Annotated in this window: 25 protein-coding genes; 15 read left to right on the top strand and 10 right to left on the bottom strand. The window is 69.4% G+C overall.

Features of this window, described 5'->3' with window-relative positions; genetic code table 11:
- The first annotated feature begins 118 nt into the window (after positions 1-118).
- From LY40_RS13055 to LY40_RS13015, 9 genes are all read left to right on the top strand, one after another.
- Positions 119-673 (top strand): RNA polymerase sigma factor, encoded by a 555-nt coding sequence (locus tag LY40_RS13055; protein ID WP_183782060.1) that lies wholly within the window; start codon positions 119-121, stop codon positions 671-673.
- A complete protein-coding gene (locus tag LY40_RS13050) occupies positions 664-1,203 on the top strand; it encodes an anti-sigma factor (protein ID WP_258937009.1) in 540 nt (179 codons plus the stop codon). The genes LY40_RS13055 and LY40_RS13050 overlap by 10 nt, the downstream gene beginning before the upstream one ends.
- A 61-nt stretch (positions 1,204-1,264) precedes the next feature.
- Positions 1,265-1,651 (top strand): Asp23/Gls24 family envelope stress response protein, encoded by a 387-nt coding sequence (locus LY40_RS13045; RefSeq protein WP_258937008.1) that lies wholly within the window; start codon positions 1,265-1,267, stop codon positions 1,649-1,651.
- Entirely contained in the window at positions 1,648-1,965 is a 318-nt protein-coding gene (locus LY40_RS13040; RefSeq protein WP_258937007.1) for a hypothetical protein, read from the top strand. Before LY40_RS13045 ends, LY40_RS13040 begins: the two co-directional genes overlap by 4 nt.
- 75 nt (positions 1,966-2,040) lie before the next feature.
- Entirely contained in the window at positions 2,041-2,535 is a 495-nt protein-coding gene (locus LY40_RS13035) for an Asp23/Gls24 family envelope stress response protein (protein WP_183782053.1), read from the top strand.
- Between the two features lie 400 nt (positions 2,536-2,935).
- Positions 2,936-3,112: a hypothetical protein gene (locus LY40_RS13030; RefSeq protein WP_183782051.1), complete on the top strand. Its 177-nt coding sequence runs from the start codon at positions 2,936-2,938 to the stop codon at positions 3,110-3,112.
- 7 nt (positions 3,113-3,119) lie between these two features.
- Entirely contained in the window at positions 3,120-3,491 is a 372-nt protein-coding gene (locus tag LY40_RS13025; protein WP_258937006.1) for an Asp23/Gls24 family envelope stress response protein, read from the top strand.
- The gene (locus LY40_RS13020) at positions 3,488-4,021 is read left to right on the top strand and encodes a DUF6286 domain-containing protein (protein WP_183782044.1); all 534 of its coding nucleotides are present in this window, start codon (positions 3,488-3,490) and stop codon (positions 4,019-4,021) included. Before LY40_RS13025 ends, LY40_RS13020 begins: the two co-directional genes overlap by 4 nt.
- On the top strand, positions 4,021-4,593 hold the full coding sequence (locus LY40_RS13015) for an alkaline shock response membrane anchor protein AmaP (RefSeq protein ID WP_183782041.1): 573 nt from the start codon (positions 4,021-4,023) through the stop codon (positions 4,591-4,593). Before LY40_RS13020 ends, LY40_RS13015 begins: the two co-directional genes overlap by 1 nt.
- 107 nt (positions 4,594-4,700) lie before the next feature.
- Here LY40_RS13015 and LY40_RS13010 read toward each other — a convergent pair whose 3' ends face one another.
- Together LY40_RS13010 and LY40_RS13005 are read right to left on the bottom strand one after the other, a co-directional pair.
- The gene (locus LY40_RS13010; protein WP_258937005.1) at positions 4,701-5,918 is read right to left on the bottom strand and encodes a hypothetical protein; all 1,218 of its coding nucleotides are present in this window, start codon (positions 5,916-5,918) and stop codon (positions 4,701-4,703) included.
- A 141-nt stretch (positions 5,919-6,059) separates the two neighbouring features.
- On the bottom strand, positions 6,060-6,866 hold the full coding sequence (locus LY40_RS13005) for an ArsR/SmtB family transcription factor (RefSeq protein WP_183782035.1): 807 nt from the start codon (positions 6,864-6,866) through the stop codon (positions 6,060-6,062).
- 125 nt (positions 6,867-6,991) lie between these two features.
- On the opposite strand from LY40_RS13005, the gene LY40_RS13000 reads away from it, so the two are divergent.
- The 3 genes from LY40_RS13000 (at position 6,992) to LY40_RS12990 (ending at position 9,459) form a co-directional block, all read left to right on the top strand.
- Positions 6,992-7,258, top strand: a complete 267-nt coding sequence (locus tag LY40_RS13000) for a glutaredoxin domain-containing protein (protein WP_183782032.1) — start codon at positions 6,992-6,994, stop codon at positions 7,256-7,258.
- A 94-nt stretch (positions 7,259-7,352) separates the two neighbouring features.
- Positions 7,353-7,832 (top strand): Fur family transcriptional regulator, encoded by a 480-nt coding sequence (locus LY40_RS12995; RefSeq protein WP_183782030.1) that lies wholly within the window; start codon positions 7,353-7,355, stop codon positions 7,830-7,832.
- Positions 7,833-7,935: 103 nt separating this feature from the next.
- Complete coding sequence (locus LY40_RS12990; protein WP_258937004.1) at positions 7,936-9,459, top strand: catalase; 1,524 nt, start codon at positions 7,936-7,938, stop codon at positions 9,457-9,459.
- Between the two features lie 102 nt (positions 9,460-9,561).
- Here LY40_RS12990 and catC read toward each other — a convergent pair whose 3' ends face one another.
- Entirely contained in the window at positions 9,562-9,837 is a 276-nt protein-coding gene (gene catC / locus LY40_RS12985) for a muconolactone Delta-isomerase (RefSeq protein ID WP_183782025.1), read from the bottom strand.
- Positions 9,838-10,012: 175 nt separating this feature from the next.
- Here catC and LY40_RS12980 point away from each other — a divergent pair, with 175 nt between their 5' ends.
- The gene (locus tag LY40_RS12980) at positions 10,013-10,810 is read left to right on the top strand and encodes an IclR family transcriptional regulator domain-containing protein (RefSeq protein WP_258937003.1); all 798 of its coding nucleotides are present in this window, start codon (positions 10,013-10,015) and stop codon (positions 10,808-10,810) included.
- A gap of 171 nt (positions 10,811-10,981) precedes the next feature.
- On the opposite strand, the gene LY40_RS12975 is transcribed toward LY40_RS12980, so the two are convergent.
- Positions 10,982-11,671: a TetR/AcrR family transcriptional regulator gene (locus LY40_RS12975; protein ID WP_258937002.1), complete on the bottom strand. Its 690-nt coding sequence runs from the start codon at positions 11,669-11,671 to the stop codon at positions 10,982-10,984.
- Positions 11,672-11,803: 132 nt separating this feature from the next.
- Here LY40_RS12975 and LY40_RS12970 point away from each other — a divergent pair, with 132 nt between their 5' ends.
- Complete coding sequence (locus LY40_RS12970) at positions 11,804-12,262, top strand: nitroreductase family deazaflavin-dependent oxidoreductase (RefSeq protein WP_183782020.1); 459 nt, start codon at positions 11,804-11,806, stop codon at positions 12,260-12,262.
- 316 nt (positions 12,263-12,578) lie between these two features.
- On the opposite strand, the gene LY40_RS12965 is transcribed toward LY40_RS12970, so the two are convergent.
- Genes LY40_RS12965 through LY40_RS12955 form a run of 3 tightly spaced genes read right to left on the bottom strand, consistent with a single transcriptional unit; the run spans position 12,579 to position 15,287 of the window.
- Entirely contained in the window at positions 12,579-13,181 is a 603-nt protein-coding gene (locus tag LY40_RS12965; RefSeq protein WP_183782018.1) for a LutC/YkgG family protein, read from the bottom strand.
- Complete coding sequence (locus LY40_RS12960) at positions 13,174-14,595, bottom strand: LutB/LldF family L-lactate oxidation iron-sulfur protein (RefSeq protein WP_258937001.1); 1,422 nt, start codon at positions 14,593-14,595, stop codon at positions 13,174-13,176. The genes LY40_RS12965 and LY40_RS12960 overlap by 8 nt, the downstream gene beginning before the upstream one ends.
- Positions 14,577-15,287 carry a (Fe-S)-binding protein gene (locus LY40_RS12955; RefSeq protein WP_221213166.1) on the bottom strand — a complete coding sequence of 237 codons (711 nt, stop codon included), beginning with the start codon at positions 15,285-15,287 and terminating at the stop codon, positions 14,577-14,579. The genes LY40_RS12960 and LY40_RS12955 overlap by 19 nt, the downstream gene beginning before the upstream one ends.
- Before the next feature lie 318 nt (positions 15,288-15,605).
- Here LY40_RS12955 and LY40_RS12950 point away from each other — a divergent pair, with 318 nt between their 5' ends.
- Positions 15,606-16,424 (top strand): nitroreductase/quinone reductase family protein, encoded by an 819-nt coding sequence (locus LY40_RS12950; protein WP_258937000.1) that lies wholly within the window; start codon positions 15,606-15,608, stop codon positions 16,422-16,424.
- A gap of 43 nt (positions 16,425-16,467) precedes the next feature.
- Here the strand turns inward: LY40_RS12950 and LY40_RS12945 are convergent, their stop codons facing one another.
- The 3 genes from LY40_RS12945 to LY40_RS12935 all read right to left on the bottom strand — a co-directional run bounded on the left by LY40_RS12945 (position 16,468) and on the right by LY40_RS12935 (position 19,482).
- Entirely contained in the window at positions 16,468-17,103 is a 636-nt protein-coding gene (locus LY40_RS12945) for a class I SAM-dependent methyltransferase (protein WP_372497735.1), read from the bottom strand.
- Between the two features lie 106 nt (positions 17,104-17,209).
- Positions 17,210-18,526, bottom strand: coding sequence for a Na+/H+ antiporter NhaA (gene nhaA, locus LY40_RS12940; RefSeq protein ID WP_258936999.1), 1,317 nt, complete (start codon positions 18,524-18,526; stop codon positions 17,210-17,212).
- 749 nt (positions 18,527-19,275) lie between these two features.
- Entirely contained in the window at positions 19,276-19,482 is a 207-nt protein-coding gene (locus LY40_RS12935) for a VOC family protein (RefSeq protein ID WP_258936998.1), read from the bottom strand.
- Positions 19,483-19,485 lie beyond the last annotated feature (3 nt).

Below are 19,485 nucleotides of genomic sequence, written 5' to 3'. Positions count from 1 at the left end.
CGGAAACGGACAGCGCCCGGTGACCACGGCGGCGTCCACGTGGCGGCCGTCACGTGGGTACGCGCGTGACGACGGTGCGATTCCGGTGTCCTACGAGGTGAACAGGAGGGATGTCGCCATGACGGTCACCGGGACTCAGCTGGACGACGTCACGCTGGTCGCCAGAGCCCGGGACGGGGACGCACACTCCTACGAGCAACTGGTGACACGCTACGAGGGGCCGATCTATCGTCTTGCACTGCGGATGCTCGCCAACGCGGCCGACGCCGAGGACGTCACCCAGGAGGCGTTCCTCGCCGCCTGGCGGCAGCTCGGACAATTGCAGGAGGACGCCGCATTCGTCGGCTGGCTGTACCGCAGCGCCACCAACAGGTGCCTGAACGTCATCCGATCGCGGAAACCGCTCGCCGACAGTACGCCCGAGGAACACGCCGCATCGGGCCCCGACGGGAAGCCGGAACAACAGGCCGAGACGAGCGCTCAGCTCGCCGCGCTGTCGACGGCGATGGGCCGGCTCACCCCCGAGAAGCGAGCCTGTTGGCTGCTGCGCGAGGTGCACGGCCGTTCCTACGACGAGATCGCGACGACATTGGGGGTCTCCGCCACGACCGTGCGCGGACGGATCGCACGCGCACGAGCAGAACTGGCTGAGGTGATGTCACCATGGCGCTGAGCCCGGGCACGGACACATACCGGCTGCCCTGCGGCCGGAACGTCGAGCGCCTCTGGGAGGACCTCGACGCACCCGACGAGCACGGGACGAGCTGCCCGCACTGCCAGGCGTCCCGAGCCAGCCTGCAGCTGTTGCGCCAGGCGACCGGCGAGCTGGTCGCCGACGAGGCCGAACCGCCCGCCGGCCTGACGGCCCGGATCATGGCCGCGGTGCGGGCCGACATCCGGCGCAGGGACCTCCTCGAACTGCCCACGACCGAGCCGGGTGCCGCGCGCATCAGCGCCCAAGCCGCCGCGACGATCCTGCGGTTCGCCGCCGACACCGTCGAAGGCGTGCGGGCACGGCACTGCCGGGTGGACCTGGACGCGACGGGTGCGGTCGTCGAGCTGAACATCGCAGTCGACAGCCGCACGTTCACCCACCCCGCGCTCGAGCAGGTTCGGCAGCGGGTCGAGACCGCTGCCAGCAGGCGCATCGGCTGGCCGACGGTCACCCTGCATCTCACAATGACGGACGTCTTCGAAGCGTGATCGTGCTCCACATGCGCGACGAAAGGAAACCGACAGCCGTGCCGACCGTGGATCTCGCCAAGTGACCGGCCAGGAACGCGAACCGGATTGGGACGTGGAACCGCCCGTACTCGCCGCGATCGCGGCACGGGCTGCGTCCCGAGTGGTCGGTGTGCAACGCCTGCAGAGCGGCCTCGTGGGTCTCACCGGAGCCGCCATACGCGCCGTCCGGCAACGGATCGCCGACGTGGATCCCGCCCCCACCGAGGGAGTACGGATCGAGGTCGACGACACCACCGGCAGCGTCGACGTCGAGATCGACCTGACGATCTCGCACTTCGAACAGGCCGCGGCGGTGGCACGGGCGGTGCAGCACGCGGTACACCGCACCGTCACCGATGCGACCGGGATCGCTCCGAGGAACGTCTCGGTGAACATCCTCGACGCCGACCCGGGGACGGCAGTGTGATCACCGAGAGAACCGACCTCGTGCAGGCGCTGCTCACGGTGCTCCGCGGGCTTCCCGGACTGCGCCCGGCCACTCCCGTGACCCGGTCCTGGGTTCCCTGGGACGCCGACACCATGGCGTTGGACGTCGACGACCACACGGTGGAGATCCGGGTCGTCGCACTGGCCCTGCCGCTCGAACCGTTGCTGCGCGAAGCCGCCTCGGCGCTGGCACCGTCCTTGAACGACAGTGCCTGGCGGAACGCACGGCTCCGGCTCGTCGTGACCGACGTGGATCGTGGTGCGCTGGACTCGCTACACGTTCCGGAGACGTAGACCACACGAACGGGTCGTGACGTTCTTCCGTCCGTGGGGTCTTTCCTGTGTAGGCATCCGATGAAGGAGGACGGCATGACCGAGACCGACAAGACCACCACGCAGGGTTCGGCGTCCAAGACGAACACGCAGGCCTCGGGGGGCGAAGTGGAGAAGTCCGGCACCAGTGCGCTGGTGACCAAGGACGGCACAACCACCATCGCCGACACCGTGGTGCAGAAGATCGCCGCGCTGGCCACCCGCGAGGTCTCCGGGGTCCACGACGTCGGCGGCGGCGCCGCGCGGGCCTTCAACGCGATCCGCGAGCGCATCCCCGGCGCCTCGGCTTCGAGCGGCCAGGGCGTCACGGTCGAGGTCGGCGAGAAGCAGGCCGCGATCGACCTCCAGATCCTCGTCGAGTACGGCGTCTCGATCGCCGATCTCTCGCGCTCGGTGCGGCGCAATGTCATCACCGCGGTCGAGCAGATGACGGCGTTGGAGGTCGTGGAGGTCAACATCCACGTCGGAGACGTGCACCTGCCCGGCGACGACACCGACGACGACCAGGCCGACAGCAGCCGCGTGCAGTGACCGGCGACGAGCTCCGGGCCGATCGGATCGCCGCGGCGCAATCCGTTCCCCGCGTCCGCCGGATCACACGGTGGCTCCCGGATCGCTCCGCCGATCCGGGTTCACACCACCGCTCCGGATCGGACACCGTCACCGGATTCCACGGCATCAACGGATCACACGGCATCAGCGGATCACACGGTGGCCGGCTCGGCCGGTCACCCGTCCGTCCGGCCGCTGCGCGTGGCGGCCGGACGGACGGGTGACCCCCGGTCGTCGTGGGCTGCCGTTACCGGGCGGCGGCGCGCGAGGTCGGCGACGATGTGCGGGAGGTGGCCGCGACGTCGCCGGGCCCGGCAGCCGGACCGGTCGTCACCGACATTTGCACCGATTCTTACGGCTCGCCTGAAGGGACACTGTCATGAGTATGACCCAGATCGGGTTACTTACCGGGCTCGTGCTGGGCCTCGCCGGAGCCTTCGGCGGGTTCGGCGCCTTCGTGTTCGTTCTCGTGTTCGGAGGGCTGGGACTGCTGGTCGGCCGCTACCTCGACGGCAAGCTCGACCTGTCCCAGTTCTCCGGGCGCGACCGGAACTGAGGCACGCATGACCGCCACGAGCATCGAGGAACGCGGGCAGACCACGATCGCCACGCGCACCGTCGAACGCATAGCCACGGCGGCGCTGACCGAAGTGGACGACGTCGGCGGCAGCGCCCGGCGCGTGTTCAGTATCGCCGTGGGCGGTGCTGATGACGCCCAGGACGCGCAGGTCACCGCCCAGGTCCAGGGAGAAGAGACCACGCTCGGCGTCCGCCTCTCCGTCGTCTATCCGACGCCGGTCTCGGCGGCGACCGAGGCGGCCAGGCAGCACCTGGTCCGCCGGGTGAGCGAGTTGACCGGCCTTGCCGTGTCGCGCGTGGACATCACGGTCACCGCGCTGCACGCACCGACCCGCGAGCGCAGGAGGGTGTTGTGAAGCGCCGTCCCCGCAGGAGCCTGCCGGCCTTGTTGGTGGCACTCGTCGTGCTCGCCGCGGGAGCGCTGGTCGCGATCACCGCGGTGCAGTTGCTGCTCGGTGAACCACCGTGGATCAGCTACGACGCGGTGGCACGAACCCTGCACGGTCTCCGGTGGGCCGACACCGCGGTACTTCTCGTCGGCATCGGCACGGCCCTGGTGGGCCTGTTACTGCTGCTGTGCGCATTCGTGCCCGGCGCGCGGACGGTCCTGCCGTTGGCACCCGGCGACAGCGGCGTGGACTGCGGTGCCGCACAGCGCAGCTACCGCAACGTCCTGCACAGCGCGGCCGCCCGAGTCGACGGCGTCAGCGACGTGAAGGTGAAGGCACGCAGCCGGTCGGTGAAGGCCGTCGTGCGCACCGACCGCACGAACACCGCAGGCCTGACCGAGGCGGTGGAGCGGGCCCTGGCACAGCGGATCGACCAGCTCGCGCCCGAACGCAAGCCGACGGTGAAAAGCAAACTCAAGGCCGCTAGGAGCAAATAATGCCCAGCCTCAACCGTCCCGCGAGGCTCAACCGAAGCGTGCTCGCGCTGTTCGGGTTGGTGCTGATCGCGGCAGGCGGGTTCGCGGTCGCGACCCATTTCGGCTGGCTGACCCTGTTCGGTCCGGACACTCGCCTGGTCCCGGGCACCGCACGACCGCCGACGTGGGCGCTGTACGTCGCTGCGGCCGCCGGTGTCGTCGTCGCACTGCTCGCGCTGGCGTGGCTGCTCGCACAACTGGCCCGCAAGCCCGCGACCACGACGTGGCGGTTCGAGCGGGAACCGGCGGCGGGCACGACCGAGCTGGCCGCGAGCACCGCCGTCGAACCGCTGCTGGCCGAGCTCGAGGCATACGACGGGGTGGCGGCGGCGCGCGGCACTCTCGCCGGGCGACAGGGATCCCCGGTCCTCACGCTCGTCGTCACGGCGGAGGCGGACGCCGATCCGGCCGAGATCCGCCGGCGACTCGAGTCGGAAGGGCTTCCCCGGCTCCGCCAGGCCCTCGAACTCGACACCCTGCCCACGAGAGCCGAGTTCCGTTTCAGCACCTCGACGAGCAGCCGCATCCGCTGATCGGCGGCGAACCGGGCGTCACCCCGCCGACCACTGCTGTCGGAGCGATGACACACGCGGGCTCGGCGCTCCGAACGCGTCCACCGCTGCACCCGAGGCGGCACCCGTCAGACCGGACCGCGCCGCGCCTCGGTCACCTCGGACAGGGCGGCTTCGGCCTCGCTCACACGACGGTCGGCGGCCTCGAACGCCTTACGGGCCGCGATGGTGCGGCGGCGCGCTTCCGCCTCGGCGGCCTCCGCCTCCCGGAGTTCGGTCACGGCGGCCCCGAGCGTCGCCCGCGCCTCGGCGAGTTCGGCGTTGCGCTGGTTGCGCAGTTCCCGCTGCTCCCGGAGCCGCTGTTCTTTGAGCTCCTGTTCCTTGAGCTGCCGTTCCTTGAGCTCCTGTTCCTTGAGCTCCTGCTCCTTGAGTTCCTGGTCCCGCAGCTGCTGGTCGTGCTGCTCCTGCTGTCGCAACCGCTGTTCGGAGCGCCGGCTCTCGGGTGAGTCCCGCTCGGGCGGCTCCTGCGGTTGCATGCCGCGCGGCTGGAGTTCCCCACGGTTCCGCTCGCGGCGTTGCCGTTTCTTGTCGCGGTGCTCCCGGTTCTGTCTCCCGGTCTGCGCCCGCCGCGCGGCCTCGCCCTGCCTCGCGGTCGACCGTGAACCTTCGGAGTCGACACCGGCGTCACCGCCGCCCTGCCCACCGCCGCGCTGTCCACTGCTGCTCCGACCCGCCGACGGCTCCACCGCTGCCGATCCGAGTTCACGACCGTCCACATCGGGCCCGGTCCAGCCGGTTGCGAACACGTCTCCCGGCTGCAGCACCGACACGAGACAGCCGCGGGCGACGGCCTCGCCCGCGTCGGCGTCCGTCACGGCGGCGTCGAACGTGTCGTGCACCTCGCGTGACACTTCCCGGCCCGCCTCCTCGGCCTCCAGTTCGGACAGCTCGCCGACCAGTTCACGCCGACGCTGCGACAGTTCCCGGATGCGGTCGCCGTCGAGCTCGCCGTGCGCGGCGCGCAGCTCGTCGCCGAGTGCGCGAAGCTGCCAGACCCGGCCGGGATTGCTGCGCGCGAACCGGTTCACCCGCGCTGCGGCGACGGTGGGTTTGCGCAGCTTGCGGACCCGAGCCGCCAGTTCGCGATCGCCCACGGAACGCGCACGTGCGTCCCGAGCTCGCGTGAACTCGGCGCGGTCGAGTGCGTACAGCTCATCGGCGACGTCCCGCAGCGCGGCATCCGCCACGACGGACTCCTCCCGGGCGGCGTCTTCCCGTGCGGTGTCCTCCCGTACGGGGTGCTCGTTCCCACCCGCGTCGGTGCCGGTTCGCGCGCCGTCGTCCATGCCGTTCAGCGTGCCGCACCATCGCCCGCCCGCGAAGACCTCCGGACCGCCGCCTGCCGGAAGTCCGAGGTCGACATCCCGGTTCCGCAGCAACGACCCGCCCGGCACACGGATTGCACGACCCGCGTGCCGGTGCGCACGTCAGGTGGCAGGAATCGGCTCGTCCGCCTCGAGTAGGGTCTTGAGGTCGGCCACGAGTTCCGGCCAGCCCTGGGAGACCATCTGCCGCATGGTGCTGCCGTCGGGGAACCCGTCGTGGGTGACGGTGAGCCGCACCTTCTCACCGCGGCCGTCGGGGTCACCGCGGCTCTCGATCTCGAACGTCACGGTGGAACGCGATTCGGCGGCCAGCTCGGCGCGCACGTCCTCGCCGATCCCAACCGAGGCCGCCCACTCCGGGGTGGGCGTGTGCCACGTGTAGGACAGTGTGCGATACGGCTCGGCCTCGACGACCTGCTGCGCCGGATCCTCGGTGCGGCTGCCGCCTTCCTGCCACACCATGGGCGAACCGGGCCGCCAGTCGGTCTCGAACTCCACGCCCCAGTAGCGGCGCGTGAACGCCGGGTCGGTCAGCGCCTGCCACAACTTCTCCGGCGTGGTCCTGATGTACGTCGTGTACACGAAAGCGGGCTCGCCCATCGGTGTCTGCTCCAATGCGTGTTTGAGGTCGGCGAGCGCTTCGACCCGCCTGCGGTCGTAGGTGTGGATCCAGCGATCCGAGATCGCGAGGATCGGCTCGGCATTGAGGTAGTGCAGTTTTTCCCTGCCCCGGCGAACCGCGGTCACGAGATTCGCCTCCTCCAGCACGGCCAGGTGTTTGCTCACCGACTGGCGCGTCATCTCCAGCTCCGCGCACAGTTCGCGCAACGCCTGCCCGTTGCGGGCGTTGAGGCTGTCCAACAGCCTGCGCCGACCGGGGTCGGCCAGCGCCTTGAAGACCTCGTCCATCCGCTCCCTGTCCCCGATAGGCAACCGTGCGGCTGCTTTTTCACGATAGGCACCCGGACGGTTGCATGTCAATCTGCGTCACATCCGGCCCTGATCCGCCGCGGCAACGACGTACCGTCGGAGACGTGGCGATTGACGAGATCGAGTTCTACTGGCGTCCCGGCTGCCCGTTCTGCATGATGCTCGAGGCCCAGCTGGACGCGACCGAGCTGCCCGTCCGGAAGATCAACATCTGGGAGGAGCAGGGCGCGGCCGATCGCGTACGCGCGGCAGCCGACGGCAACGAAACGGTGCCGACCGTCTACGTCGGGCAGCATTCGCTGGTGAACCCGAGCATGGCCCAGCTCGAGAACCTCGTCCGCACCGAAGCCCCCGGACTCCTCGGCGAATAACCCCGCTTTCACTGCGACTCTTTCACTGCGGCCTGTGGAACGCGGCCTGTGGAACGCGGTTTGACCGCATCCAGTTCGGGTAGCCGGGCGAGTGATGGATGCAGGTTCACCGCCGGACGTCGCAGACCTTCTGCGCTCGGCCGGGTTGCGCGTCACCGGGCCACGCCGGCGCGTACTGCGCTGGCTCGAACACCACCCGCACTCGACCGCGGACGCCGTATGGGCAGGCGTGCGCGGACAGCCGGCGTCGGTGTCACGCCAAGCGATCTACGACGTCCTGCGCGCCTGTGAGGAAGCCGGCCTGGTTCGTTCCATACAGCCGGCCGGCCACGCGGCCCGTTACGAGCGCCGCGTGCACGACAACCATCACCACCTCGTCTGCCAGTCATGCGGGCGGACGGAAGACGTCGACTGCGCCGTCGGCGCGTCGCCGTGCCTCACCCCGAGCGATTACCGCGGATTCGACATTTCCCAGGCCGAGGTCATGTTCTGGGGCCTGTGTCCTGCGTGCCTGCAGCGACGACGGTCCGCATCGGCCCCGGCCGCACAGGCTCCCGCTCCCCACGGCGGCTGACCCCGGCGACGGGCTCCCAGCCCCGCGCGGGAGAAGGCCGCGGAGATTCCCGATACCGACACACCCAGCGTGCAGGCGACGCGACGAGGAGGAACCGAAAGACATGGCCGCACCCACCAACCGCCCCGCCACCACCACCGACGCAGGCATCCCCGTCGAAAGCGATGAACACTCGCTCACCGTCGGCCCGGGCGGGCCGATCCTGCTGCAGGACGCGTACCTCATCGAGCAGATGGCCCAGTTCAACCGCGAACGCATCCCGGAACGGCAGCCGCACGCCAAGGGCAGCGGCGCGTTCGGGCGTTTCGAGGTGACCGGCGACGTCAGCCAGTACACGAAGGCGGCGCTGTTCCAGCCTGGCGCGAAAACGGAGATGGTCGCGCGCTTCTCGACGGTCGCGGGCGAACGCGGCAGCCCCGACACATGGCGCGACCCGCGCGGTTTCGCGCTGAAGTTCTACACCTCGCAGGGCAACTACGACATGGTCGGCAACAACACGCCGGTCTTCTTCATCAAGGACCCGATGAAGTTCCAGCACTTCATCCGGTCGCAGAAGCGCCGCGCGGACAACAACCTGCGCGACCACGACATGCAGTGGGACTTCTGGACGCTCTCGCCGGAGTCGGCGCACCAGGTGACGTGGCTGATGGGTGATCGCGGCATTCCGCGTTCCTGGCGCCACATGAACGGCTACACGTCCCACACCTACATGTGGGTCAACGAGAAGGGCCAGCAGTTCTGGGTCAAGTACCACTTCAAGACCGACCAGGGCATCGAGTGCTTCACCCAGCACGAGGGCGACCAGATGGCCGCGGCCGACACGGACTACCACACGCGTGACCTGTTCGAGCACATCGCGGCCGGCGACTATCCGAGTTGGACACTATACGTGCAGGTGATGCCGTACGAGGACGCGAAGACGTACCGGTTCAACCCGTTCGACCTGACGAAGGTGTGGCCGCACGGCGACTACCCGCTGATCGAGGTCGGCCGGATGACGCTGGACCGCAACCCGACCGACAACCACGCGGAGATCGAGCAGGCCGCGTTCCAGCCGAACAACCTCGTGCCCGGCATCGGGCCCAGCCCGGACCGGATGCTGCTGGGCAGGCTCTTCTCGTACGCCGACGCCCACCGCGCCCGCATCGGCGTCAACTACCAGCAGCTGCCGGTGAACGCCCCGGTCGTGCCGTTGCAGTCGTACTCGAAGGACGGCGTGATGGCGTACCGGAAGGTGACCGATCCGGTCTACGCGCCGAACTCGAAGGGCGGTCCGGCAGCCGACAGTGAGACCCACAGCCCGCCGACCTGGCAGGCCGACGGCGACATCACGCGTGCCGCCTACGTCTCACACGCCGAGGACGACGACTGGACCCAGCCGGGCACGCTCGTGCGGGAGGTCATGGACGAGAGCGCCCGCGACCGGCTGGTCGACAACGTCGTCGGGCATCTGCTGAACGGCGTCACCGAACCCGTGCTGGAGCGGGCGTTCGAGTACTGGAAGAACATCGACCCGACGGTCGGCAAGCGCATCGAGGACGGCGTGCGGTCGAAGCAGGCCGAGAAGGACCCGAAGGCGCACGAGCAGGCCAACCCGGCTCGCAGCAGCATGCAGCAGAAGGCCTGAGCAGGCAGCGACGGTTCGCCGAGCGGCCCGGATCCCGCGTGGGATCCGGGCCGTTTTCGTCGCGCGGATCGTCTCGCGCCGACCGTTTCCCGCAGCGATGCCTCAGATGGCGGACGGGTGCCGCGTCAGCGCCTTCACCTGGATGTCCATGTACGGGAACAACGGCAGGTTGGACAGGATGTCGTGCAGTTCGTCGCCGGACGGCACGTCGAAGATCGAGACGTTCGAGTACTGGCCGACGACGCGCCACAGGTGCCGCCACGTGCCGGCACGCTGCAGCTCCTGCGCCAGGGCCTTCTCGTCGGCCTTGAGAGCGGCGGCCCTCTCCGGGTCCATGTCAGGCGGCAGGTTCACCTGCATCTCCACGTGGAACAGCATCGGCTTCCCTCCTGCTCGGGCCGGCTGTGATCCGCCGGCGGGGTGGCTCCGCGCAACCGAACTTGACACGTCCGGCAGGCCACCGCACAGTACCGAGTAGTCGAATAGCGAACAACTCATACGCATTGCGTCCAACATTGGGTCCAACATTGCGTGCAGCGCGAGGAGATCGGCCGTGGTGAAACCGCCGGAGGACAAGGACTACGTGCAGTCCCTCGAACGCGGGCTCGCGGTCATCCACGCGTTCACCGATCGCGGACCGCGCCTCACGCTGGCGCAGCTCGCCCAGGCCACCGGCTTGTCACGACCGACCGTCCGCCGTGTCGTACTGACCCTGGAACGCCTCGGCTACCTGCGCACCGACGACCGCGAGTTCTCACTCACCCCGCGCGTGCTGACGCTCGGGGAGGCCTACCTGTCGTCGTTGAAGCTGACCGAGGTCGCCCAGCCGCACATGGAGAACGTCACGAAAGTCACCGGGCACACGTGTTCGCTGGCCGTACTCGACGGCGACGACGCCGTGTTCGCCACGCGCGTGCCGGCTCGGCCGGTCATGCGGAACACGTTGACCACGGGAACACGCTTACCCGCGTACGCCACGTCGATGGGCCGCGTACTCCTCGCCGGACTGCCCGACCACGAACTGGACGCGTTCCTCGCCCGCGCACCGTTCTCCCGGTTGACGGCGAGCACGAAGGTCACCGCCGAGGAGTTGACGGCGGCGCTCGCCGCGACCCGCTCCCGCGGCTGGGCACTCGTCGACCAGGAATTCGAGGAGGGCGTGCGGTCGTTCTCGGCGCCGGTGCGCGACTCCCACGCCTCGACGGTCGCATCGCTGAGCATGTCGGTGCGCGCCGACGAACTGAGCGTGGACGAGATCCGCCACGAACTGCTGCCCGTGGTCATGGAGGCCGCGGCCGAGATCAGCAAACAGCTCGGGGCCGACGCCCCGCACACCCCTCCGCACGCCTGACCTCGCGTGTCCTGCACTCAGCACCGCGTGTCCTGCACTCAGCACCGCGTGTCCTGCAGTGTTGCGCCTTCCGGGGCCCGTGTTGCGTTTTCCAGCGGTCGTGTTGCGCCTTCCGGGGACGCGGGTTGCGACTCCGGAGGCGTGGCGGTCGCTCTGCCAACCCGCGGCCGATCAGGCGAGTCCGGCGGTGCGTAGCTGCAACTCCACGGTTCGCGCGAAGTAGACGTCGGCCGGGTCGAGGGTGTTCGCGAACTGGCCGGTGAACTCCAGCGCCACGGTGCCGAACAGCTGCGTCCACGCATCGACGGCCCGGAGGATGACCACCTCGGGCAGGCCGGACAGGTCGAGTGCCGTCGCGATGGTGCGCGCCTGGGTTCGCAACGTGTCGTCCGGTTCGGCTCCGTCGGCGCGGAGGTCGCCCGCGTGCCAGGCGTCGCGCGCGATGCGCAGGAACGCGCCGGGGACCCGGCCCGCGGGCGCGACGGTGTCGTGCGGCGCGCGATAGCCGGGCACGGGGGTCCCGTAGAGCAGGGCGTACTCGTACGGGTGAGCGCGAGCCCAGGTGCGGAGCGCGTCCGCGGCGGCGCGCCACCGGTCGGCGGGGGTGCCATCGGAAGCCGACGCCGTGTCGAGCGTGTCACCGAGCGCGTTGTAAGCGTCGACGATGAGTGCCGTCAGCAGCTCGTCGCGACTGGGGAAATAGCGGTACAGCGCGGACGAGACCATGCCGAGCTCACGCGCGACCGCTCGCAGCGAGAGGCCGTTCGCGCCGTTGTCGGCTAGCTGCCTGCGGGCCTCGTCCTTGATCTCGGCTGTCAGTTCGGCGCGGGCGCGTTCCCGTGCGGTGCGATGGGCGGGCATGACGTGATTCTCCCACCTGTGTGATCACTGCACCATACCGAGATCAGTGCTCTTGATTTTTGGAACGAGAGCGAGGATGCTCAAAGAGAGAGCAGTGATCTCACTTTTGACAGGCGATCTCAAGGAGGGGTGATGACCGAGAACGTGCGGTACCTGGAGCCCACACGACCGGCCGTCGTGTTCAACGCCGTCGTGGCGCGCCTGACCCGGCTGGGCGTCAGCCTGTGGGGCAGCAGAGTGCTGTCGGTGCAAGGGCGGAAAACCGGCGAATGGCGGTCGGTGCCGGTGAACGTGCTGACCATCGATGGTGCGCAGCACCTGGTGGCGGCTCGCGGGCACACCCAATGGGTGCGGAACCTGCGCGCGGCAGGCGAGGGCACGCTTCGAGTCGGCAGGCGGGTCGAGTGGTTCGGGGCCGTCGAACTCTCCGACTCCGACAAGCCGCCGATTCTCCGCGCCTACCTCAAGCGGTGGGCGTGGGAGGTCGGCTCGTTCTTCGACGGGATCGATGCGAAGTCGTCGGATGACGACCTGCTCGCGGCCGCACCGGGCGTCCCCGTGTTCCGCCTCTCGCCCGGGCACGACGGCTGACTCATCGACAGGCGACTGCGCCCGTCGGTGACGTCGACCGACGTGGGCCGGGCAACGACACGCGAACACCGTCCAGGCCCCGCCCGCGTGCGCAGGCACGATCCGCGCAAGCGCAACACAGCAGCCCGGGCGAACACAACACGAGCCCTGGGACCCGCAACACGAACCCCGGAACCCGAAACACGAGCCCCTGGAGGAACAACACACGGGAGGGGCGAGCACAGATGCAGGACACGCGTGGCTGAGTGCAGAACACGCGCCTCCGAGTGCAGGACACGCGTGGCTGAGTGCAGGACACGCGCACGCGCGCGGGGTGTCAGCCGACCAGCAGGACTTCCAGGGTGCGCGGGCCGTGGACACCTTCGACGCGGTCGAGCTCGATGTCGCTGGTCGCGGACGGCCCGCTGATGAACGTCAGCGGACCCGACGGATCCAGCCGTTCGATCGCCTCGGGCACACTCACCACGATCTGGTCCGCCCTCACGACACACAGGTGGTAGTCGGGTACGAGCGTCAGGACACGCCTGCCCTGGGCGGGACCGGCGTCGAGCACGATGGTGCCGGTCTCGGCGATAGCGAGGGCACATCCGCTCAGCACGCCGTCGACCTCCTCCATATCGGACACCCCGAGCGGAGGGTCGTCGGGTAGCCAGGCCACGCCGGGAACCCGCCATTCCCCCGGCACGTCAGGTGGCACGGCGATGCGGCCACGGCCGTCGAGACGTTCGGCGATCCGGTACGGCAGTTCCCGCACGGCCGCCCGGTACACCGTCGCCCGGTAATCGGAGATGCGTTCGGCGAGCAGCTCGACGGGGTCGTCGGCATGACGGGCCCGTTCGTAGTCGCGCGGCACCGGGGGCGGTGCCGGCCGGTCGACGGCGCGGATCCGGCCGAGGATCTCGTCGCGCGCACTACCCACGGTTGCGCCTCCACCACGAGCGGAACGATTCCTTCGGCACCACCGGGGCGTCGCGGGTATCCGTCCACTTCGAACCGGGCCACGGCAACGACGACAGGGTTCCGCCGCGCGCCAGGAACCGCGTGAGCGAGCCCGCCTTCTGCGCAGCCTCGTACCGTTTGCGATCGCCGAACACCCATGCGGCCGCCGACATGGCCATGGCCTCGGGCGTCCGCTTTCCCTTCGCCTCCACCACTTCCGCTCGCAGGTGCGTCAACACCTCGGGGATGTTGATCCGCACGGGACACACCTCGTAGCAGGCTCCGCACAGCGATGACGCGTACGGCAGCGACGCGGTCTGTTCGTCGTGCAGATCGCCGGCCAGCTGCGGCGCGAGGATCGCCCCGATCGGCCCGGGATACACGGACCCGTACGCCTGGCCGCCGGTGCGCTCGTAGACCGGGCAGACGTTCAGGCACGCCGAGCACCGGATGCACCGCAGCGCCTGCCGCCCCACCTCGTCGGCCAGCGTCGATGTCCGTCCGTTGTCGAGCAGTACGAGGTGGAACTTCTGCGGACCGTCACCGGGTGTCACGCCCGACCAGATGGACGTGTACGGGTTCATCCGTTCCGCTGTGGACGATCGAGGGAGCAGTTGGAGGAAGACCTCGAGGTCCTGCCACCGTGGCAGGACCTTCTCGACGCCCATCACGGTGATCAGCGTTTCCGGAAGGGTCAGGCACATCCGGCCGTTGCCCTCGGACTCCACCACGACGATCGATCCCGTGTCGGCGACGCCGAAGTTGGCCCCGGAAATCGCCACCTTCGCCGACAGGAACTTGCGGCGCAGGTACTTACGGGCGGCCTCGGCGAGCACGCGAGGGTCGTCGGATGCCGGCGGTTCGGGCATCTGCGCGAAGATCTCCTTGATCTCCGCGCGGTTACGGTGGATCGCGGGGACGAGGATATGCGACGGCCTGTCGTCTCCCAATTGGACGATGACCTCGGCGAGATCAGTCTCGATCGCGTTCACGCCGCCGTCGGCGAGCGCCTCGTTGAGGCCGATCTCGGCGGTCGCCATGGACTTGACCTTGACGACCTCGTCGGTGTCCTCCTCCTGCACCAGGTCGAGCACGATGCGGTTCGCCTCGTCGGCGTCGCGTGCCCAGTGCACGACACCGCCACGCTCGGTGACAGCGACCTCGAGGCGTTCCAGCTGGGTGTCCAGGTCCGCCAGCACTTCGTCCTTAATGGACTCACCGGCCCTGCGGAGTTCCTCCCAGTCGTCGAGTTCGGCCACGACCGATTCGCGCTTTCCCCGGATCGTGGTGGTGGCCTTGCGGAGGTTGCCGCGCAGTTGCGTGTCGCCGAGGGCCCGGCGCGCCGCGTCGGGGAACGTCGGGCTGCCCAGCCACGTCACGGGGTTGCGACCCACGGCTCCTCCTCTGTGCTCGCCAGAATCTCGGCCAGGTGCACCGGGCGCACCCCCGTACGCAGCCGGGACAGGCCGCCACCGATCTGCATCAGGCACGAGTTGTCGCCCGCGGTCACGACCTGCGCGCCGGTGTCCTGCACGCACCGCATCTTGTCCGCGAGCATGGCGGTGGAGGTCTCGGCGTTCTTCAGCGCGAACGTCCCGCCGAACCCGCAGCACTGCTCCGCCTGCGGCAGCGGAATAAGCTCCAGTCCGGAGACGGCACGCAGCAGGCTCAGAGGCTTGTCGCCGACACCCAGCATGCGCAACGAGTGGCACGTCGGGTGGTAGGTGACGCGGTGCGGGAAGTGCGCGCCCACGTCGACGACACCGAGCACGTCCACCAGGAACTCGCTCAGCTCGTACGTGCGCCGGGCGGCGGGCGATGTGCCGCACAGGTCCGGATGGATCTCCCGCACCATGCCCGCGCACGAGCCGGACGGCACCACGACGTGGTCGTAGCCGTCGAACACCTCGGCGTAGGCGCGCGCCATCGGACGCGCGTGCTCGGCGTATCCGGTGTTGAAGTGCATCTGCCCGCAGCAGGTCTGGTCCAGCGGGAAGTCGACGTCGCAGCCGAGCCGTTCCAGGAGCCGCACCATGGCCTTGGCGGTCTCGGGGAACGCCGTGTCGGTGAGGCACGTGGGAAACAGTGCGACGCGCGGTCCACTCGTGCGCCGACCGCCAGCGTCCTCAGTGGACGGCGGACCGCTCGCTCCGTCGCCGTTCTGCACACCCCGAGCCTACGACGTGCACGGCGCTTACGCGAGCGTTGCGGACCGCGTGGCTCCTGGGCTAACGTCGAGATCGTGACTGCCGGGTCGGCCATGCGTGGCCACGCACGAGAGAGGTTCCCGGTCATCGCGTGATCGCGCGGTGGCCCCGGAGCTGCTCACGAACGCGGGGCCCGCCACGACGCACTGCTTTTCGACGGTTCGAATCCTCAGGCCCTCTCCGAAAGCAGTGCGTACATGAACGATTTCAACAGACCGATCATCGACGAGTTCCGTGCCGCGGGCGGCCGTGTCGGCGGCATGTTCGCCGACGCCAGACTGTTGCTCCTCACCACCACCGGCGCGAAGAGCGGCCTGCGGCACACCACTCCGCTGGCCTATTTCCCCGACGGCGGGCGCGTACTCGTGATCGCCTCGGCAGCGGGCTCGGATCGGCATCCCGACTGGTTCCGCAACATCGAAGCGGACCCGCGCGTGACCGTCGAGGACGGCGCGTTCACCTACGACGCCCACGCCGAGGTACTCGACGGCGAGGAGCGCGACACCGTGTTCGCCCGTGTCGTCGCGGCCGAGCCCGGCTTCGGGGACTACCAGCGCAAGACCACGCGAACCCTGCCGGTGGTCGCGCTGACACCGGTCGCCGACGGCCCACCGGACGGTGGTTCGCTCGCGGACATACTGGTGGGCATCCACGACGGATTCCGCCGCGAGCTCGAGCGGATCCGGAAGGAACTGGCCGATTCGGGCCCGACGCTGGGAGTGCAGCTGCGCATCAACTGCGTGACGCTGTGCCAGGGCCTGCACAATCACCACGTCGGCGAGGACATGGGCCTGTTCGCGGCCATCGGCGCCAGGCACCCGGAGCTGACAGACACCCTCACGCGGTTGCGCAGCGAACACGAAACGGTCGCCGACCTCACCGCCGCGATCCAGGCAGCCGTGCGTGACGAGTTGCGGGACACCGCACGTGCCGAGGTCGAACGGCTCGCCGGCGAACTCGAACGACACCTAGATCACGAGGAGGAGCAGCTCCTGCCCGTGCTCAGAGCGATGTGACGCGGGCCGGTGTCACCGCGGGTGGCACCGGGCGTCGCCGGGCCTACGGTGAGCCGGTCGCCGGCCCGGCCGTGGCCACGAGCCGTTCGACGAGACCCGCCTTGAACCGCTCGCGCTCGACGACGTCGAAGCCGTGCCCCGTGAGCAGTTCGAACGGCCGGCGCAGGAAGTGTTCGCCGGCCTGCCGGACGGTGACGGCCTCGAGTAGTCGTTGCAGCACGCGGACAACACGCGAGGTGCCCGCGACGTGGTCGACGAGGATCAACCGCCCACCGGGCCGGAGCACGCGGGCCATTTCACCGAGCGCGGCGTCGTGGTCGGGGATCGCGCACAGCCCGAGCGTGCAGACCACCGTGTCGAACGAGTCGTCCGGCGACGGCAACTCCTCGGCGCCCGCCTGGCGGAGCGTCACGTCGCGGCCGAACTGTTCGGCCCGGCTGCGAGCGCGATCGAGCATGCGCGGGGAGATGTCGATGCCGGTGACGCGGACGTCGTCCGGGTACAGCGGCAGGTTGAGTCCCGTGCCCACGGCTACGTCGAGCACCTCGCCCCGCGCCCGCGACGCTGCCCACTCTCGGGAATCACCGAAGAGCTTGCGTTCCCATCTGGTCATCTGCCGGTCGTAGTCGTCGGCGTGGGAGTCCCAGTACCGCTGCCAACGCGTGCTGTGGGTCGTCACCCGGGTGAGTCTGCCGGACACACCCCGCGGCAGCGACCCACAGAACCCTCGGACACGACGCGGCCCCGGACACCCTCGAGGGGCTGTCCGGGGCCGCGGGTGGGTGTCACTTCGACGAGTCGTCGCTCCCGGTCTGGTAGACGTCCGGCACGCCGTCGGCGTCCTCGTCGCGGTTCTCGATCTCGTGCAGCCGCTTGTACACGCGGTTGCGGGCCCTGAGCACGATGGTGCCCAGCACGGCGGCGAGGATCGAACCGGAGAGGATCGCGATGCGGACGTGGTCGTCCTCCGGCGTGCCCACCCCGAAGGCGAGTTCGCCGATGAGCAGACTCACCGTGAAGCCGATACCGCCGAGCAGGGCGAGACCGACGGCGTCGACCCAATTGAGCCCTTCGGCCATGCGGCCGCGGGTGATTTTCGTGGCGAGCCACGCGCCGCCGACGATGCCGATGGTCTTACCGAGCACGAGGCCGGTCATGACGCCGAGCGAGACCGGCTCCTGCCAGGCTTCGACCAGGCCGGACAGGCCGCCGATCGGAACGCCTGCCGCCATGAAGGCGAAGATCGGCACCGCCACACCGGCCGACAGCGGGCGGAAACGGTGCTCGAAGTGCTCGGCGAGACCAGGGCCGGCGTCCGGGCCGCCGGCCCGCTCGCTGCGGATCACCGGCACGACCATGCCGAGCGCGACGCCCGCGATGGTCGCGTGGACACCGGAGGCGTGCACGAGCGCCCAGGTGACGATGGCCAGCGGCAGCAGCAGATACCACGAGCGCACCCGTTTCTGCACCAGGAAGGTGAAGATGCCCAGCGGGACGAGCGCCAGCAGCAGCGGGCCGATCGCCAGGTCGTCGGTGAAGAAGATCGCGATGATCAGGATCGCGATGAGGTCGTCGACGACGGCGAGCGTCAGCAGGAACATGCGCAGCGCGGCGGGCAGGAACGGCCCGGCGACCGCGAGGATCGCCACGGCGAACGCGATGTCGGTGGCCGTCGGGATGGCCCAGCCCTGCGTGGCGCCGCCGATGTTGAAGGCGACGTAGATCAGGGCCGGCGCGACGACACCGCCGATCGCGGCGACGACGGGAACGATCGCCTTACGGATGTCCCGCAGGTCGCCCGCGACGAACTCGCGTTTGAGCTCGAGCCCGACGACGAAGAAGAAGATGGCCAGCAGGCCGTCGGCGGCCCAGTGGGAGATCGTCAGGTCCAGGTGCAGCGATTCGGGGCCGATCTTGTACGACACCATGGACTGATACGCCTCTGACCAGGGCGAGTTCGCCCACAGCAGGGCAACCACGGCACCGATGATCAGCAGCGCGCCGCCGACGGTCTCCTTACGCAGGATGTCACCGATTCGGCGGGTCTCCGACCACGATCCGCGACCAAACGTGTCGTAGTCGTGGGAAGACGATTGCGACATTCACACTCCAGGGGAAGGCAGCGGTCAAGACCATTGCCGACCAGACTTCCCGGCGCACCTGGCCGCCAGGATAGTGGCCGCGCACAGGAACACTAGCCCCTTCGCGCCGTCTCGGCCGAGTACGAACGCAGCCGGGTTGACACGGTGACCAGGCGTTTTCGTGGACACTCCAGCATACTCCGGCGATCCAGTGACACACTGTGACATGTACCTCGAATGCCGCCACCTCGCGGAAACCCGACCCACCGCGACGCCGTCGTCACCCTGCGAACACCTCTCCCGCGGTCAGAGCTGAGACCGAACGAGCCGGCGCCGGGGAAGGGGACGGGGAGAAGTGGGGACGGGGAGAGGCGGGGACAGCGAAGTGAGGGGGCGCCGGCCCTTGCTGGGGGTCCAAGGGCCGGCGCCGGCGCGACCCCCTGGGGGAGGGAGGGTGCGCATGGGGGAAGAGCGGCCTCGCGGCCCTCAATGACGCGCACTCACCAAACTCACCCATCCGGGTGAGTATTCGCCTCCAGTCCTCGTGTTGTTCCCGCCCGTCGCCCGACCAGCCTGACCGGCACGCTGGCCGCGCGACCGTGCTTTCGAGCCCGTGTTGCGGGTTCCAGGGGCCGTGTTGCGGGTTCCAGGGGCCGTGTTGCGGGTTCCAGGGGCCGTGTTGCGGGGCCCGTTGCCGCACCCGTCCCCGACCACCGCACCTCACCGACATGCCGACACACTGACGCGTATCCACGGCCGGCGTGACCGGTTCACGACTCGGCGACGAGTTCGACCTCGAAGCCCTCGCTGTTCTCGAGGAACGCGGCGTAGTGATCGGGACCGCCCGCGTACGGGTGCCGATCGGCGAACAACAGCCGCCAGCCGTGGGCGGCTCCTTCGGCGGCGAGCCGGTCCACGTCGCCGCGCCCGCCCGCCCAGAACGCGACGTGATTCGCCCACCCGTCTCCCGCCACCACCCA

It is taken from the genome of Prauserella salsuginis, from assembly GCF_024648885.1.
GTDB classification, from domain to species: domain Bacteria; phylum Actinomycetota; class Actinomycetes; order Mycobacteriales; family Pseudonocardiaceae; genus Prauserella; species Prauserella salsuginis.
This window is presented reverse-complemented; position numbering and strand designations above follow the sequence as displayed.

Coding starts and splice junctions, on each gene's coding strand:
- LY40_RS12970 (WP_183782020.1), top strand. CDS start 11,804: ATGACCGAGAACGTGCGGTACCTGGAGCCCACACGACCGGCCGTCGTG.
- LY40_RS13050 (WP_258937009.1), top strand. CDS start 664: ATGGCGCTGAGCCCGGGCACGGACACATACCGGCTGCCCTGCGGCCGG.
- LY40_RS12990 (WP_258937004.1), top strand. CDS start 7,936: ATGGCCGCACCCACCAACCGCCCCGCCACCACCACCGACGCAGGCATC.
- LY40_RS12995 (WP_183782030.1), top strand. CDS start 7,353: ATGGATGCAGGTTCACCGCCGGACGTCGCAGACCTTCTGCGCTCGGCC.
- LY40_RS13005 (WP_183782035.1), bottom strand. CDS start 6,866: ATGGACGAGGTCTTCAAGGCGCTGGCCGACCCCGGTCGGCGCAGGCTG.
- catC (WP_183782025.1), bottom strand. CDS start 9,837: ATGCTGTTCCACGTGGAGATGCAGGTGAACCTGCCGCCTGACATGGAC.
- LY40_RS13010 (WP_258937005.1), bottom strand. CDS start 5,918: ATGGACGACGGCGCGCGAACCGGCACCGACGCGGGTGGGAACGAGCAC.
- LY40_RS13015 (WP_183782041.1), top strand. CDS start 4,021: ATGCCCAGCCTCAACCGTCCCGCGAGGCTCAACCGAAGCGTGCTCGCG.
- LY40_RS13055 (WP_183782060.1), top strand. CDS start 119: ATGACGGTCACCGGGACTCAGCTGGACGACGTCACGCTGGTCGCCAGA.
- LY40_RS13025 (WP_258937006.1), top strand. CDS start 3,120: ATGACCGCCACGAGCATCGAGGAACGCGGGCAGACCACGATCGCCACG.
- LY40_RS12975 (WP_258937002.1), bottom strand. CDS start 11,671: ATGCCCGCCCATCGCACCGCACGGGAACGCGCCCGCGCCGAACTGACA.
- nhaA (WP_258936999.1), bottom strand. CDS start 18,526: ATGTCGCAATCGTCTTCCCACGACTACGACACGTTTGGTCGCGGATCG.
- LY40_RS13030 (WP_183782051.1), top strand. CDS start 2,936: ATGAGTATGACCCAGATCGGGTTACTTACCGGGCTCGTGCTGGGCCTC.
- LY40_RS12950 (WP_258937000.1), top strand. CDS start 15,606: ATGAACGATTTCAACAGACCGATCATCGACGAGTTCCGTGCCGCGGGC.
- LY40_RS13035 (WP_183782053.1), top strand. CDS start 2,041: ATGACCGAGACCGACAAGACCACCACGCAGGGTTCGGCGTCCAAGACG.